The sequence below is a fragment of the Aquisalimonas sp. APHAB1-3 genome, from assembly GCF_048323695.1.
Lineage (GTDB): Bacteria > Pseudomonadota > Gammaproteobacteria > Nitrococcales > Aquisalimonadaceae > Aquisalimonas.
Genome location: NZ_JBLWFT010000001.1, coordinates 569,373 through 583,869, shown reverse-complemented (window position 1 = coordinate 583,869; position 14,497 = coordinate 569,373). Strand labels below are relative to the sequence as shown.

Annotated in this window: 14 protein-coding genes; 9 read left to right on the top strand and 5 right to left on the bottom strand. The window is 65.3% G+C overall.

The genetic code is table 11. The features are described from left to right. Window positions 1-19: 19 nt before the first annotated feature. From recO to acpS, 3 genes are read left to right on the top strand one after another with little or no spacing between them, the layout of a single operon-like run. A complete protein-coding gene (recO, locus tag ACNSTU_RS02700) occupies window positions 20-772 on the top strand; it encodes a DNA repair protein RecO (protein ID WP_418212055.1) in 753 nt (250 codons plus the stop codon). Then, window positions 769-1,515, top strand: coding sequence for a pyridoxine 5'-phosphate synthase (gene pdxJ / locus ACNSTU_RS02695; RefSeq protein ID WP_290635192.1), 747 nt, complete (start codon window positions 769-771; stop codon window positions 1,513-1,515). The genes recO and pdxJ overlap by 4 nt, the downstream gene beginning before the upstream one ends. Continuing rightward, complete coding sequence (gene acpS, locus ACNSTU_RS02690; protein ID WP_290635194.1) at window positions 1,512-1,895, top strand: holo-ACP synthase; 384 nt, start codon at window positions 1,512-1,514, stop codon at window positions 1,893-1,895. The genes pdxJ and acpS overlap by 4 nt, the downstream gene beginning before the upstream one ends. Here the strand turns inward: acpS and ACNSTU_RS02685 are convergent. Then, the gene (locus ACNSTU_RS02685; RefSeq protein ID WP_290635196.1) at window positions 1,892-4,654 is read right to left on the bottom strand and encodes an ATP-binding protein; all 2,763 of its coding nucleotides are present in this window, start codon (window positions 4,652-4,654) and stop codon (window positions 1,892-1,894) included. The two genes, acpS and ACNSTU_RS02685, sit on opposite strands and share 4 nt — an antisense overlap. Before the next feature lie 222 nt (window positions 4,655-4,876). Between ACNSTU_RS02685 and cysM the strand changes: the two genes are divergently transcribed. From cysM to ACNSTU_RS02665, 4 genes are read left to right on the top strand one after another with little or no spacing between them, the layout of a single operon-like run. Further along, entirely contained in the window at window positions 4,877-5,767 is an 891-nt protein-coding gene (gene cysM, locus ACNSTU_RS02680; RefSeq protein WP_418212054.1) for a cysteine synthase CysM, read from the top strand. 4 nt (window positions 5,768-5,771) lie between these two features. Continuing rightward, on the top strand, window positions 5,772-6,572 hold the full coding sequence (locus ACNSTU_RS02675; protein ID WP_290635200.1) for a 3'-5' exonuclease: 801 nt from the start codon (window positions 5,772-5,774) through the stop codon (window positions 6,570-6,572). After that, window positions 6,565-7,899 carry a 23S rRNA (uracil(1939)-C(5))-methyltransferase RlmD gene (gene rlmD / locus ACNSTU_RS02670; protein ID WP_418212053.1) on the top strand — a complete coding sequence of 445 codons (1,335 nt, stop codon included), beginning with the start codon at window positions 6,565-6,567 and terminating at the stop codon, window positions 7,897-7,899. Before ACNSTU_RS02675 ends, rlmD begins: the two co-directional genes overlap by 8 nt. A gap of 12 nt (window positions 7,900-7,911) precedes the next feature. After that, window positions 7,912-8,511 carry an NUDIX domain-containing protein gene (locus ACNSTU_RS02665; RefSeq protein ID WP_290635204.1) on the top strand — a complete coding sequence of 200 codons (600 nt, stop codon included), beginning with the start codon at window positions 7,912-7,914 and terminating at the stop codon, window positions 8,509-8,511. Between the two features lie 18 nt (window positions 8,512-8,529). Here ACNSTU_RS02665 and ACNSTU_RS02660 read toward each other — a convergent pair whose 3' ends face one another. Genes ACNSTU_RS02660 through purB form a run of 3 tightly spaced genes read right to left on the bottom strand, consistent with a single transcriptional unit; the run spans window position 8,530 to window position 11,238 of the window. Next, window positions 8,530-9,345 carry a secretin N-terminal domain-containing protein gene (locus ACNSTU_RS02660; RefSeq protein WP_290635206.1) on the bottom strand — a complete coding sequence of 272 codons (816 nt, stop codon included), beginning with the start codon at window positions 9,343-9,345 and terminating at the stop codon, window positions 8,530-8,532. 31 nt (window positions 9,346-9,376) lie between these two features. Continuing rightward, complete coding sequence (locus ACNSTU_RS02655) at window positions 9,377-9,850, bottom strand: hypothetical protein (protein WP_418212052.1); 474 nt, start codon at window positions 9,848-9,850, stop codon at window positions 9,377-9,379. A 20-nt stretch (window positions 9,851-9,870) separates the two neighbouring features. Further along, window positions 9,871-11,238 (bottom strand): adenylosuccinate lyase, encoded by a 1,368-nt coding sequence (gene purB / locus ACNSTU_RS02650; RefSeq protein ID WP_290635210.1) that lies wholly within the window; start codon window positions 11,236-11,238, stop codon window positions 9,871-9,873. Window positions 11,239-11,480: 242 nt separating this feature from the next. On the opposite strand from purB, the gene ACNSTU_RS02645 reads away from it, so the two are divergent. Continuing rightward, window positions 11,481-12,863 (top strand): class II fumarate hydratase, encoded by a 1,383-nt coding sequence (locus ACNSTU_RS02645; protein ID WP_290636833.1) that lies wholly within the window; start codon window positions 11,481-11,483, stop codon window positions 12,861-12,863. On the opposite strand, the gene ACNSTU_RS02640 is transcribed toward ACNSTU_RS02645, so the two are convergent. Next, window positions 12,820-13,692, bottom strand: a complete 873-nt coding sequence (locus ACNSTU_RS02640; protein WP_290635214.1) for a RibD family protein — start codon at window positions 13,690-13,692, stop codon at window positions 12,820-12,822. The two genes, ACNSTU_RS02645 and ACNSTU_RS02640, sit on opposite strands and share 44 nt — an antisense overlap. Before the next feature lie 158 nt (window positions 13,693-13,850). Between ACNSTU_RS02640 and uvrY the strand changes: the two genes are divergently transcribed. Next, complete coding sequence (uvrY, locus tag ACNSTU_RS02635; protein WP_290635216.1) at window positions 13,851-14,489, top strand: UvrY/SirA/GacA family response regulator transcription factor; 639 nt, start codon at window positions 13,851-13,853, stop codon at window positions 14,487-14,489. Window positions 14,490-14,497: the final 8 nt, after the last annotated feature.

The following is a 14,497-nucleotide window of genomic DNA, read 5'->3' as shown; positions in this document are numbered from 1 at the left end:
AGGTAGAACGGGAACCAGGATGCCGACAAGCCAAGGGGATCAATGGATTCCGGCCTGGGTGGTGCACCGTCGGCCCTATCGGGATACCAGCCTGTTGCTGGAGCTCCTGACGGAAGAACATGGCCGCGTCGGCGCAGTGGCGCGGGGAGCCCGAGGCCAGAAATCGCGCTGGCGCGGGGTGCTGGAACCGTTCCAGCCGGTGCTCGTGACCTGGCGTGGCCGCGGCGAGCTTGCCACCCTCACGGGTGCGGAATCGGGCGGCCGACCGCTGCGTTTTCAAGGAACGCGGCTCGCAGCCGCATTCTATCTGAGCGAACTGGTACTGCGGCTGCTGCGGCGCGAAAACCCGGAACCGGACGTGTTCGCGGCCTACGGGGATGCGCTCATCTCGCTCGCAGCCGCCGATGCGGCCGAAGACGCGCCGCTGCGGCATTTTGAGAAACGGCTTCTGGGTGCGCTGGGTTACGGCCTGCTACTGGACACAACGGCCGACGGTCAGTCCCGAGTCGAACCCGGGGTGACCTACCGCTACGAGCTTGAATACGGGCCGGTCCCGGCGGCGCCGGGTGGAAGCGGTTTGCTCATCTCCGGTGACGCATTGCTGGCGCTGGACCAGGCGCGGCTCGACGACCCCGCCCTGCGCGCCGAGATGCAGCGTCTGACAAGCGCCGCACTGCGGCTGTATATTGGCGACCGGCCGTTGCAGAGTCGTGCCCTCTACCAGAGCCTGCGACGGCGGACCGGCCCCGGCGGAGAGGAGTCAGCAACATGAGCGCACATCACCAGGCAGGGGTGCTCCTGGGTGTCAACATCGACCACGTGGCCACCCTCCGGCAGGCGCGCGGGACACGATACCCCGACCCCGTGCAGGCGGCGCTGCTGGCGGAGCAGGGCGGTGCCGACGGTATCACGCTGCACCTACGCGAAGATCGCCGGCACATCCAGGACGCCGACCTCTGGCGTCTTGCGACGGTGATGCAGACCCCCATGAACCTGGAGATGGCGGTCACGGACGAGATGCTCGGCATCGCAGAACAGCTCAAACCCTCCCACTGCTGTCTGGTGCCGGAGCGCCGGGAAGAACTCACCACGGAAGGGGGGCTCGACGTGGCGGGGCAACCCGACCGGGTGCGCGAGGCCTGCTCGCGACTGGAGGCCGCCGGAGTTCAGGTATCGCTGTTCATTGACGCGGAGGCCCGACAGATCATGGCGGCCAGGGAGGTCGGCGCGCCGGTGATCGAGTTGCACACGGGGCGCTATGCCGACGCCGGCGACGAGGCCGCCATGCAAGACGAACTCGACCGCATCCGCCGGGGTACGGAGTTGGGCCTCGAACAGGGACTGATCGTCAACGCCGGACACGGCCTGCACTACCACAATACGGAAGCGATCGCGGCCATCTCTGGCATGAACGAACTCAACATCGGTCATGGCATCGTGGCGCGTGCCATCTTCGCCGGCATGGAGCAGGCGGTCAGGGACATGAAGGCGCTGATTCGGGGCGTGGCGCGGTGAGCATCGTTGGTATCGGCACCGACCTGGTGGAGATCGCACGGGTGCGCCGTGTGCTCGCTCGCCATGGCGAACGCTTTGCCGGCCGGGTACTGGTTGGCGCGGAACTGGAGCGCTGGCGGCACCACGGGGATCCGGGTGGCTTTCTCGCCCGCCGCTGGGCGGTAAAGGAAGCGGCCGCCAAAGCCATGGGTACTGGAATCGGCGGCGCGCTCGGGTTCCATGATCTGCACGTCAGCGCCACCACGGCGGGAGCGCCCGCATTGCACCTGACCGGGCAGGGCGCGACGACGGCACAGACTCTGGGTATCGGTTCCTGGCACGTCAGCATTACAGACGAAGGCGCCTACGCACTGGCCTTCGTGGTTGCTGAAGCGACCTAGTCCTGTTGCCGACGCAGCTCGTCATCCAGCAGGTCGTTGATGGCTCGGACCACCCGTTCAACTCCCGCCGGAATATCCACGCGATGGTTATCCACCACGGAACGTTCAAGCGCATCACAGGCGCGCTGAAGGGTCTCCGCACGACAGACGCTGGCCGCGCCATTGAGGCGATGGACGTAATCCCGCAGCGCATCCAGCTCGCCCCGCCGGTAGGCGCTGCGGATGGCACGCCGGTGTTCAGGCAACTCTGCAATCAGCATGTCGCGCATCTCGGTGCCCAGCTCCGCGTACACAGAGACTGACTCCGTCGGATCCGGAGCGTCATCGGCCACCGGGCGATCGCCCACCAGGCGCAGCTGGTGAATCACCTGGGCTTCCGTCACCGGCTTGATGAGGCATTCGTCCATACCGAGGCGGGTCAGCCGGTCCCGCTCGCCGGGCATGGCGTTGGCCGTCAACGCGACCACCCGGGGGGCCGGCGCGCCGCGATGGCGGGCGTTGGCGCATATCTGCTGGTAGGCGGCTTCACCACTGAGTGACGGCATGTGGATGTCCATGAACACCAACGGGTAATCCATCGCCGCGCAGCGCTCCACCGCGCGCCGCCCATCGGCAGCCTCGTCCACCTCCGCCCCCTGGCGGCGCAGAATGGTGGACACCAGTTTACGGTTGATGGCGTTGTCGTCGACTACCAGTACCTGCGTGCCGTGAAACCGGCTCTGCGCCTCCACGGGCGGTTCCGCCGACCGTGGCTGGAATGCCGCGGGCAGAAGCTGCTGCGTGTCGGCATCCAGCGGATTGGCGGCAGACGCAAGCACACGGCACAGTTCACGGTAGAGCGTCTGCCGTCGAACCGCCTTGGGCAGGCAAGTCTGGGCACCCTGCTGATACAGGCTTCGCAGTTCGTTGCGGTCCACCGAGCTGGCGAGAACCACGACAGGCACCTCCAGTGTCCGCGCCTGAGCCATGAGATCCCGGAAGTAACGCCGGTTCAGCTCCTCGCGGGACAGCCCGAGGATCACACAATCCCATGCCGGATCATTACGGGTCGCCGAAAGAAAGATATCGCCATTCTCCTCGTCACGAATCTCCATCTCCCAGGATTCCAGGAGATGCCGAACCGCAAGCCGACTGAGAGTGGACGTGTCATGCAGGAGAACACGTTTGCTCTCCAGGGGGTTGCGACGAACCAGAGGACGGTCGTCCCGCTCCGAGCTGCGCTGCTTCACGCACTCGAGCGTGAACCAGAACGTCGACCCCGTCCCCGGTCTGCTGTCGAGCCCGATGGCGCCACCCATCTGCTCCACCAGCTTCTTGCAGATAATCAGGCCAAGCCCGGCACCGCCGAACCGACGTGTGATGGATGTATCCGCCTGGCTGAATGCCTGGAACAGCTTGTCCTGCTCGTCCTGCTTGAGCCCGATGCCAGTATCAGTAACCGAGATGCGGATGCGCACGCGGTCGTCGCCGTCCTCGTCCAGCATGACGCGTACCACGACGCGCCCCTGGGGCGTGAACTTGATGGCGTTGTGAACCAGATTGGTGAGGATCTGGCGTACGCGGATGGGGTCACCGAACAACCGGCACGGGACGTCCTCATAGATAAGATGTACCAATTCCAGACTCTTGCCGTAGGCCGCCGGCGCCATCAGCGACATCACCTCTTCGATGCAGTCCCGCATATCGAAGGCGACATTGTCGATCACCAGCTTTCCGGCTTCGATCTTGGAGAAATCCAGGATGTCATTCACCAGGGAGAGCAGGTTGGTGCTCGACTCCCGGATCGTGGCCACGTAATCGCGCTGTTCGTCATCAAGCTGGGAGTGGGATAGCAGATCGGTGAAGCCGAGAATGCCGTTGATCGGCGTGCGAATCTCGTGGCTCATGTTGGCCAGAAACTCGGATTTGACCTTGCTGCCTTCCAGTGCGCGTTTGCGCGCAATGTCCAGTTCGACATTCTGGATCTCTACGGCTTCCAGTGTTTCACGAAGCTCCCTGGTTGCCTGTTCGATCTGCTCGTTCAGATCCCGTTCGGTGCGTTCCAGCCGGATGGCCATGCGGTTGACAGTCCGGGCCAGCAGACCGATCTCGCCACCTGCGAGCAAGTGGACACGGGCCCTTAGATCGCCGGCGCCCAGGCGACGGATCGTCTCCGTGAGACGGGTAACCGGACGGGTTACGCTGCGCCTGGCCAGGTAGGCAAGCATCAGGCTCACCAGCAGAACCACGCCGAGCACGGCCGCAGCCCTCGCGGCCATGACCGCTTCCCGGTGGAGGTAGGGCGTGGCGTCCACATCGACAACCACCCAGCCAATCGGCTGCATGCCGCTATCCAGGGGCAGCCGATCGAGCAGGGGCGCCGGCGACTCGACCACCGGCACGCGGAAGCTCGGTGTCTGCTGCAGACCAAGCAGCATGCTGCCCAAATCGACCATCCAGCCTTCCGCGCGCAACTGACCGTTTTCGTTCGTCTGGCGCACCACGACGCGACCATCGGCGCGCTGAATGGTCACCGTCGAGATGGCCGGGTCGAGCCTCGCCGCCGTCGCGATCTGGTGGAGCGCGGCATCCTGGCCCTGGGATAGAGGATCGCGGAGTGCGGGGGCCAGTTGCCGGGCCACGGTTTCGCCGCGGTCCGCGAGTTGCTCGTGGATATCATGCGCACGGCTCACCAGCAGGTATCCCACGAGAACCGTTGCGGCCACCATTGGCGCCAGAACGGCGAGCAGAAAAATTCGAGTTCCCAGTCCCCAGCGCATGGGTGGTCAGTCCTTATCGAGCGGCGTCCCGTCATTCCATGGAGAACCCGCATAGTACAGGTTCTTGTTCCATCGCGTCGCGGAACGCTCTCGCAGGGTGGCGGCACGGTGAGCCTTCCACCGGCAGGCCGTTCTAGGCGAGAATAAGGCCCCGGCGGCAGCCTCACTGCCGCCGGCAATCAGGCTCACGGAGTCGCAAACAGGTTTGAATGCGAAGACGCCATGACATACCCAACCGTAGAAGACTTCGTCGGCAACACCCCGCTTGTTCGATTGCAGCGACTTGCCGGTGACACCACCAATACCATCCTCCTGAAGCTCGAGGGCAACAACCCCGCGGGCTCGGTGAAGGACCGGCCCGCCATGAGCATGATCCGGCGCGCAGAGGAACGGGGTGAAATCAGGCCCGGTGACACCCTGATCGAAGCGACCAGCGGGAACACCGGCATCGCGCTGGCCATGGCAGCAGCCATCCGCGGATACCGGATGGTGCTGATCATGCCCGAGCACATGACCGCGGAGCGCCGCGCCTCCATGCGCGCCTACGGAGCAGAGCTTGTACTGGTCTCCCAGGAAGGGGGCATGGAAGAGGCCCGTGACCTCGCCCAACGCATGCAGAGCGAGGGACGGGGGCGGGTTCTGGATCAGTTCGCCAACCCCGACAACTGGCGCGCCCATTACGAGGGCACGGGCCCCGAGATCTGGCGCGACACCCGGGGCGCGGTAACGCATTTCGTCTCGTCCATGGGCACCACCGGCACCATCATGGGCACGTCACGCTATTTCAAGGAAACGGTGCCGGACGTACAGATCGTGGGTGTGCAACCGGACGACGGCTCCCAGATTCCGGGCATCCGCCGGTGGCCGGAGGCCTATTTGCCGAAAATCTACGAGCCGGAGCGGGTCGATCGCATCATCGACGTGAGCCAGGCGCAGGCGGAAGAAATGACCCGGCGGCTGGCCGCCGAGGAAGGCATCATGGCCGGCGTGTCGTCGGGCGGCACGCTGTTCGCGGCGCTGCAACTCTCCGCCGAGGTGGAGAATGCCACCATCGTCACCATTGTCTGCGACCGCGGCGACCGGTATCTCTCGTCCGGCGTCTTCCCGGACTGACCCCATGACCGTATTCGTTTTCGATATCGAAACCGTGCCGGACCTGGAAGGGCTGCGGCGTCTACACGGGCTGGACGGGCTTGACGACGATGCCGTTGCCGAGGCCGGCTTCGCGCTGCGACGACAGGAAACCGGCGGCTCGGACTTTCTGCGCCTGCACCTCCACCGCGTGGTGGTGATCTCCATCGCCATGCGCAGTGGCGACCGCTTCAAGGTGTGGTCCCTGGGCGAGGGTGGTGACGACGAGGCCGACCTGATCCAGCGCTTCTACGACGGCATCGACCGTTTCACCCCGACGCTGGTGTCCTGGAACGGCAGCGGCTTCGATCTGCCGGTGCTGCACTACCGCGCCCTCAAGCACGGACTCAGTGCACCCCGTTACTGGGAGACCGGGGCGACGGAGCAGGGGTTTCGCTGGAACAACTACCTCAACCGGTTCCACGAGCGCCACACCGACCTCATGGACATGATCGCCGGCTACCAGCCGCGTGCCAATGCGCCACTGGACGAAATCGCCACGCTCTGTGGTTTTCCCGGCAAGATGGGCATGGACGGCGGCAAGGTCCATCAGGCCATCCAGGACGGCGCCTTCGACTCCGTCCGCGACTACTGTGAGACCGACGTGCTGAACACCTACCTGGTCTGGCTGCGTTTCCAACTCCTGCGCGGCCATCTCGACCGCGCCGCCTACGCGCGGGAGTGCGCACTGGTGCGGGAGACGCTGCAAGCCGAGCAACGCCCCCATTTCCAGGCCTTCCTCGAGGCGTGGCCCAGGCAGGCGCTGGAGGAGACGGGCAATGGGTAAACGCCGCCGCCGTTCCCGGGTTCCGATGGAGCCGGTGGACGTGACCGTGGAATCGCTCAGCCACGAGGGCCGGGGGATTGCCCACGTGGAAGGCAAGACAGTATTCGTCCATGGCGCGCTGCCGGGCGAGACCGTACGCATGCGCTACACCAGGAGCCACCGCCGCTTCGACGAGGGGCGCGTGGAAGCCGTCCTGGAGGCGTCGCCGGAGCGCATCGAGCCGCGCTGCCCACACTTCGGGGTCTGCGGCGGCTGCAGTCTTCAGCACATGCCCCCGGAACAGCAGATTCGCTTCAAGCAGGACGTGCTGTTGGAGCAGTTCCGCCACATCGGTGGAGTGGAGCCTGACCAGATCCTGCCGCCCCTGACCGGGCCCATCTGGGGGTACCGCCGCAAGGCGCGGCTGGCCGTGAAGGACGTACCGGCGAAGGGGCGGGTGCTGGTCGGGTTCCGCGAGAAGCACAGCCCCTATGTTGCTGACATGACGGAGTGCCATGTCCTCGATCCACGGGTGGCGGCACGGCTCACCGACCTCAGCGACCTCATTGCACGCCTGTCATGCCGTGATCGTTTGCCACAGATTGAAGTGGCCATTGGCGAGACGACCATTGCGCTGGTTTTCAGGAACCTGCGCGCGTTTACGGAGGCAGATTACGCGGAGCTGACCGCTTTCGGCCAGGCGCACGACTTCGCTGTGTACGAACAGCCGGGCAACGAGACCACTGTTGCGCCCATCTGGCCCGCATCGCCGCGGCTGGCATACCACCCGGCGCCCGATGAGGCGGAGATCGTCTTTCAGCCCACGGACTTCACCCAGGTCAATCACGAGATCAACACCAGCATGGTGCAGCGGGCGCTGGACTACCTGCAGCCGCAGTCGCAGGACCGGATTCTCGATCTCTTCTGCGGGTTGGGGAACTTCTCCCTACCTCTGGCGGCGCGCGCCGGCGAGGTGGTGGGCGTCGAGGGTGACCGGCAACTGGTGGAGCGCGCCCAGGAGAACGCAGCCCGCAACGGCGTCGACAACGTGCGGTTCCATGTGGCAGACCTTGCCGCGGACAACGAAACCCCGGAGTGGCTGGATCGGCCTTTCAACAAAATCCTGCTGGATCCGCCGCGCTCCGGTGCCGCCGAGGTCATCGCCAGAGTGGGCAACCTGGGTGCGGACACCATTCTGTATATTTCCTGCAACCCGGCGACTCTGGCGCGGGACGCGGGGACACTGGTCCACGACCACGGATACCGGCTGGGATGTGCAGGCGTGATGGACATGTTCCCGCACACCGCTCACGTAGAGAGCCTGGCCCTGTTCCGACGCCCGAACTGACGAGACGCGACCATGAGCCAGCACTTCGAAATCATCGACAGCACGGTTGTTTACAACGGCTTCTTCAAGCTGGAACGCTACCGGCTGAAGCACGGCCTGTTTGCCGGCGGCATGACACCGGAGATGACCCGGGAGTTGTTGCGCCGCGGGCGGGTGGCCGCCGTGCTGCCGTACGATCCCGCACTGGATGCTGTGGTGCTGGTGGAGCAGTTCCGCATCGGGGCCATTGACGCCCCGAACGGCGCCTGGCTGATGGAAGTGGTCGCCGGCGTTGCGGAACCGCAGGAGGCGGTGGCCGACGTGGCACACCGGGAGGCGCGGGAAGAGGCGGGGCTTCAGTTGCAGGAGCTGATGCGTATCTGTGACTACTACCCGAGCCCGGGCATGTCGTCGGAGCTGGTCAGCCTGTACTGCGCGCGCGTGGACGCCTCGGATGCCGGCGGGCTACACGGTCTGGACGAGGAGAACGAGGATATCCGCGCCCACGTGCTTCCATTTGATGAAGCAATGGACATGCTCGACAACGGCATCATCAACAACGCAATGCCCATTATCGCGCTGCAGTGGCTGGCCCTGAACCGGGAGAGGTTGCTGGATCTGTGGGATAAATGAAGGGCCCGCGAGAGCAGGTCACTGGTCCAGCCGGTCGACCCGTATCCACCACTGAATCCCTTCTTCCGAGCGCCGGGTCGTGTACCGACGACCTCGCTCCTCGGTCTGCTCCGCCTGCCCGGATGACCCCACTAGCAGCCACTCGCCCGTACCGCCGCTCACAGAGGTGGTCACGTCCTGGCCCCGGCGTTCGCCGTCACGCTCGAATGCCTGCCGTGTCGCAGCCAGGGTCAGGGTGACGCGCTCTCCCTGCACGTCCGGGCGCACGAAGAAGCCGCGTTCTGCGGTGACGTACTCCCGCTCTTCCGCGTAGCCGGGACGGTCACCGCCGAGAAGCAGCTGCCGCCGGGTCCGGCCCTGCTCTTCACTGGCACGGATCTGCATCGGCTCACCGGAATGCCCCGTGATCACCTGCTCGGAATCGTCCTGGCTCCGTGTCCGGGTGCCGTAGGTGCGAACGCCATCCCGCTGCGGCGCCACGCCCGCTCTTGCCATGTCAGTGGGCGTTCCGGCGCGCAGCGTCACCCGAACGGGCACCGCCGGCCGATCCAGTTGTTCCACCGCACTGCGTACCGCTGACACGGCGTCTGCGTCACCACGTACGAGAATGGAGTGACCATCGGCAATCAGGGTCGCGTCATCCCCCACCAGGGCACGAACCTGATCAATGACGGCGCTCGCCGATCGGTGCTGCAGTTCAACGGATTCGATACCGTCTGCCCGGACGGCCACTGCCGTCATCATCAGGATCAGAAGCGCGGCGCCTGCTCCTCGCGCGGCCCGGAGAATGCCGTGATCAGCCAGCAGGTACCACCACGACGCCCGCGCATCCATAGGCTCATCTCCATTGGTGATTATCGCTTGTTCAGAGAGTTAGGCGCCGTGTTTCAGGATCCGGTTCCGCCCGCTCCCAGCGTTCCGTGAACAGTCGACCAGCCCGTGCCGCCGCAGCACGGGAGTCCGAAGCCACGGTTCCGTCATACCCCGGCGCGGGCCATTGTGCAATGGCGCGTGCGTCGACGATCACCCAAGTGGCTTCGTCCCTGGCGTCTTCCTCGGCCAGTCGGCGGGTCTCCACGGCGGTGGTCAGCTGCCGTGCCAGGCCGACCAGGCGGTGGCCGCTGCGAACGGCGGTGGTGCTGTCACGAAGCAGCAGGCGCACGCGCGCTCGACGCCCCACATGCACCGCGAGCGCCCGAACGGCGGCCACCACCTCATCGCGGTCGAAAAGAACCGGATCAAGCCCGGGGCTCAGGATATCGACGGTGCCACACGCCGAGGCCAGCAGCTCCGCGACAGCGTCGATCGATTCCCGGGCAGAGGTGATACGCCGTGTCATGGTATCGATCCCGCCTGCGCTCAGACGCGGCGCGCCTGTTCGGCGGCATTACCGACGTACCGGGCGGGAGTCAGGGCTTTCAGCGTCTCCTTGGCGTCCTCCGGCAGGTCCAGCCCGTCAACGAAGGCCTGCATGCCTGCCGCATCCACACGATGCCCGCGGGTCAGCGCTTTGAGTTTCTCGTAGGGCTGTTCGATGCCGTAACGGCGCATGACAGTCTGTATGGCTTCGGCCAGCACTTCCCAGTTCGCTTCCAGATCTTCGGCGATCCGGTCATGGTTCACCGCCAGCTTGCCCGTGCCCTTGAGCAGCGCCTCGTAGGCGATGAGGGAGTAGGCGATGCCGGTACCGAGGTTGCGGAGCACGGTGGAGTCGGTGAGATCGCGCTGCCAGCGGGAGACGGGTAGTTTGGCACCGAGGTGGTTGAACACGGCATTGGCCATCCCGAGGTTGCCCTCGGCGTTCTCGAAATCAATGGGATTCACCTTGTGGGGCATGGTGGATGATCCCACCTCGCCGGCCACCAGGTTCTGCTTGAAGTAGCCCCAGGCGATGTAGCCCCAGATGTCGCGGCTGAAGTCGATGAGCACGGTGTTGAGCCGCGCGCAGGCATCGAACAGCTCCGCGATATAGTCGTGGGGTTCGATCTGCGTGGTATAGGGGTTCCAGCTCAGCCCCAGATTCTCGACGTAACGCCGTGCGAAGCCTTCCCAGTCCACTTCCGGGTAGGTCACCAGGTGCGCGTTGTAATTGCCCACGGCGCCATTGATCTTGCCCAGCACCGGCACGCCGGCGATCTGGGCGCGCTGACGCTGCAGTCGGTAGGCCACGTTCGCCATTTCTTTGCCGAGCGTGGTGGGGGAGGCGGGCTGGCCGTGGGTGCGCGCCAGCATGGCCACGTCCGCATTGACGTGCGCCAGTTCCGAGACCGCCGCCTCGACGCGGTCCAGCGCCGGCAGCAACACCCGGGTGCGCGCCGATTCCAGCATGAGCGCGTAGGCGAGGTTGTTGATGTCTTCCGAGGTGCAGGCGAAATGCACGAACTCGCTGATGGCCGCCAGTTCCGCGTCATCGGCGATGGTGTCCTTGATGTAGTACTCCACCGCCTTCACATCGTGATTGGTGGTGGCCTCCAGCGCCTTCACCCGCGCCGCCTGCTCCGGGTCGAAACCATCCACCAGCGCATCGAGTCGCGCCGACGCCGCGCCTGACAGCGCCGGCACTTCGGCAATTGCCGGCTCCGCCGCCAGCGCCTGGAGCCAGCGGACCTCGACGATGAGGCGGTGGCGGATGAGTCCGTATTCACTGAAGATGGGCTGGAGGGCTTGTGCCTTGGTTCCATAGCGCCCATCCACGGGGGAGAGGGCCGTGAGTCGGGTGAGTTCCATGCTGGCTCCGCTGGGTGTGTCGGTCGTGCTTCGGGCCTGGGCGCCCGCTGAACGGACGCAGGCAGTCCCTCGATGGCGCCGTATTCTACCAGCCTGACCAAAAAGATCACCGTGAGCCTTGGATCATGTCGCTGCTTCGGGCACGATTTACGCCCCCGGGCGCGGTGACGGAATGATCACCCTGGCGCCCTTCACCCAGGCCCCTGGCGTTTGACGCCGGCATGCCCACGGAGGATCGAGAGATGGCCGAGTACCGCACTGAAAAAGACAGCATGGGCGAACTGCACGTCCCGGCTGGCGCGCTCTACGGCGCTCAGACCCAGCGCGCAGTGGACAACTTCCCCGTGAGCGGCATCCCCATGGGGCGGCCGTTCATTCGCGCGCTGGGTCTGATCAAGGCGACCGCCGCGGAGGTGAATCGCGATCTTGGTCTCATGGACGCCGCGACCGCCGACGCCATCGTCGCGGCAGCCCTGGCCGTGGCCGAAGGCGCCCACGACGAGCATTTCCCGGTGGATGTCTTCCAGACCGGCTCCGGGACCAGCAGCAACATGAACGCCAACGAGGTGATCGCCCATCTGGCCACCCGCGATTCGGGCCAGACGGTGCACGCCAACGACCACGTGAACATGGGGCAGAGCAGCAACGACGTGATCCCGACCGCGATTCACGTGAGCGCCGCGCTGGAAACCCAGGAGCGGTTGCTGCCCGCATTGGAGCACCTGGAACAGACCATCGAGAAGCGCGTTTCGGAACTCTCGGAAGTCACCAAGACCGGCCGCACCCACCTCATGGACGCCATGCCGGTCACGCTCGGCCAGGAGCTCTCCGGCTGGAGCGCCCAGATCCGCCAGGGGCGGGAGCGGATCAGCGACACGCTGCCCCGCGTGCGGGCGCTGGCACAGGGCGGTACGGCCGTGGGCACGGGCATCAACGCACACCCGGAGTTCGCGGGCCGTTTCGCCAATCGCCTGGCCGACCGGACCGGGCTGGCGTTCCGCCCCATGGACAACACCTTCCTGGGCCTGAGCAGCCAGGACACCGCCGTGGAGCTGTCCGGCCAGCTGCGCGCCCTGGCCGTTGCCTACATGAAGATCGCCAACGACCTGCGCTGGATGAACAGCGGCCCGCTGGCGGGGCTGGGCGAGATCGCACTGCCGGCCCTGCAGCCCGGCTCCAGCATCATGCCCGGCAAGGTCAACCCGGTGGCCCCCGAGTCGGTCGCCATGGTCGCCGCCCAAGTCATGGGCAACGACGGCGCCGTCGCCATGGCCGGCCAGTCGGGCAACTTCCAGCTCAACGTCATGTTGCCGCTGGTTGCCCACAATGTGCTGCAAAGCATTGATCTGCTGTCCAACGCAGCCATGCTTCTGGCAGACAGCGCCATCGACGGCTTCACCGTCAACGAGGAACGCCTGAACGACGCGCTGGCGCGCAACCCGATTCTCGTTACGGCCCTGAACAGCGTCATCGGTTACGAGCTCGGCGCCAAGGTGGCCAAGACCGCCTACGCCGAAGGGCGCTCGGTGCTGGACGTGGCCGAGGAGATGACCGACCTGGACCGTGCTGAGCTGGAGCGCATCATGGATCCGCGTGCGCTGACGAAGGGGGGTATTCCAGGCTGAAGCGCGCGAACTGCTGCCCCGGCGCGGTCTCGGTTGCGGCATCGAGGTAGAGCCACTGCAACTGCAGATCCGCCGGGGGCGTCAGCACCGGGCCCGCAGTGATCGTGCTGTAGTCTTCGCCGCCAACGATCCGGTGTCGCTGGGTAAGAAAGAGGGCATCCAGCGCGCCGGCCTGCATCAGAGCGTGGAGCACGTACGGCCCGGTCACCGAATACGCCCGCCGATACCCCATGTCACCAAGCGTCCGTGCCACATCGTCTCCCTTGACCGCGCCTCCAGCCGATATGCGCATGACCCGGGCGCCGGAGCGTTCGTGGCGGTGCACGGCCTCATCGCCCGCCGCCGTTCCGGTCAGTACGGTGACGCGTCGCCCCTGCCGGAACAACGCCTCGGGGATCTGGAAGTCGAGGCTGCCGGACATCACGGCGACGTCCGGCTGACGTGGATAACCATGCTCCACTCGCCACTCTGCGAGATCGACGAAGGGCGGTTTCGAGCTGAGGGGCAGAACGTCCTGCGCCGCACCAAGCCGAAGATCGCGCAAGTAACGGCCACTGGTGATCAGCACATCCGCACGTGCCGCCAGTTCCTGGAACAGCCGCCAGTCCCGGGCGTCTCCGATGCTCGCCGTCACGCCAAGGCGACCGGTCTCCGGATGCGCCAGCGCGATGCGTCCATCCAGCGTTGCCACGAAGTTGCCGTAGATCCAGGGCCCGAAGCGTCCGCGATCAGGCAGCGGCGCATCCAGGTAAAGCCGCGGCAGCGGGACCGGCGTGCCGGCATCGGGGTAAAGCGGCTGAACGGGCACATTGTTACTGGAATCAGTCATCTTCGGGCATCCCGTGTGGTGGCGCAGGCCAATGTCGTTATCAGCCCACAGTGAGACGAAATCGAGAGTATGGCGTATGATGGAGCGTCAGTATTGCCCCCCTGAACAGGGAACGTGTTCGGTGTTGACCTGCTTCGGCAGACGAGGTTTGGATTGGAATGAAGGTCATTCTTGTCGACGATCATCAGCTGGTTCGCAGCGGCATCCGCCGGCTGCTTGATGATGCGGAGGATATCGATGTTGTCGGCGAGGCCGCGAGCGGTGAGGACGCCCTTCAGCTCGTGCGTGAACGCCAGCCCGACGTGGTGCTGATGGATGTCAGCATGCCCGGTATCGGTGGTCTGGAAGCCACCCGCAAGCTTCTCAGAATCTCTCCGGGCCTCAAGATCATAGCGCTGACTATTCACGTTGAAGAGCCGTACCCGAGCAGGCTGATGGAAGCCGGGGCCATGGGGTACATCACCAAGGACTGTGATGAAAAGGAAATTGTCGGGGCCATTCGCTCGGTTGGACGGGGCGAGCGGTACATCGGCGCCGAAATCGCCCGGCAGATGGCGCTGGCCGGCTTCGACGGCAGCCGAGGGAAGGGTCTGGACAAACTGTCCCAGCGCGAAATTCAGGTGATGATGATGGTCACCCAAGGCTACAAAATGCAGGAGATCTCCGACACTCTGTGCCTCAGCCCGAAAACCGTCAGCACGTACCGGTACCGCCTCTATGAGAAGCTCGGCGTGGACACGGACGTGGAATTGACCCATCTGGCCATCCGCCACGGCATGATCGACCAGATGTCCTGATCGCCTTC

Bases quoted from the DNA above. Each gene is read 5' to 3' on its own strand.
- recO (WP_418212055.1), top strand. From the start codon at position 20: ATGCCGACAAGCCAAGGGGATCAATGGATTCCGGCCTGGGTGGTGCAC.
- pdxJ (WP_290635192.1), top strand. From the start codon at position 769: ATGAGCGCACATCACCAGGCAGGGGTGCTCCTGGGTGTCAACATCGAC.
- ACNSTU_RS02685 (WP_290635196.1), bottom strand. From the start codon at position 4,654: ATGCGCTGGGGACTGGGAACTCGAATTTTTCTGCTCGCCGTTCTGGCG.
- cysM (WP_418212054.1), top strand. From the start codon at position 4,877: ATGACATACCCAACCGTAGAAGACTTCGTCGGCAACACCCCGCTTGTT.
- ACNSTU_RS02675 (WP_290635200.1), top strand. From the start codon at position 5,772: ATGACCGTATTCGTTTTCGATATCGAAACCGTGCCGGACCTGGAAGGG.
- rlmD (WP_418212053.1), top strand. From the start codon at position 6,565: ATGGGTAAACGCCGCCGCCGTTCCCGGGTTCCGATGGAGCCGGTGGAC.
- ACNSTU_RS02665 (WP_290635204.1), top strand. From the start codon at position 7,912: ATGAGCCAGCACTTCGAAATCATCGACAGCACGGTTGTTTACAACGGC.
- ACNSTU_RS02660 (WP_290635206.1), bottom strand. From the start codon at position 9,345: ATGGATGCGCGGGCGTCGTGGTGGTACCTGCTGGCTGATCACGGCATT.
- ACNSTU_RS02655 (WP_418212052.1), bottom strand. From the start codon at position 9,850: ATGACACGGCGTATCACCTCTGCCCGGGAATCGATCGACGCTGTCGCG.
- purB (WP_290635210.1), bottom strand. From the start codon at position 11,238: ATGGAACTCACCCGACTCACGGCCCTCTCCCCCGTGGATGGGCGCTAT.
- ACNSTU_RS02645 (WP_290636833.1), top strand. From the start codon at position 11,481: ATGGCCGAGTACCGCACTGAAAAAGACAGCATGGGCGAACTGCACGTC.
- ACNSTU_RS02640 (WP_290635214.1), bottom strand. From the start codon at position 13,692: ATGACTGATTCCAGTAACAATGTGCCCGTTCAGCCGCTTTACCCCGAT.
- uvrY (WP_290635216.1), top strand. From the start codon at position 13,851: ATGAAGGTCATTCTTGTCGACGATCATCAGCTGGTTCGCAGCGGCATC.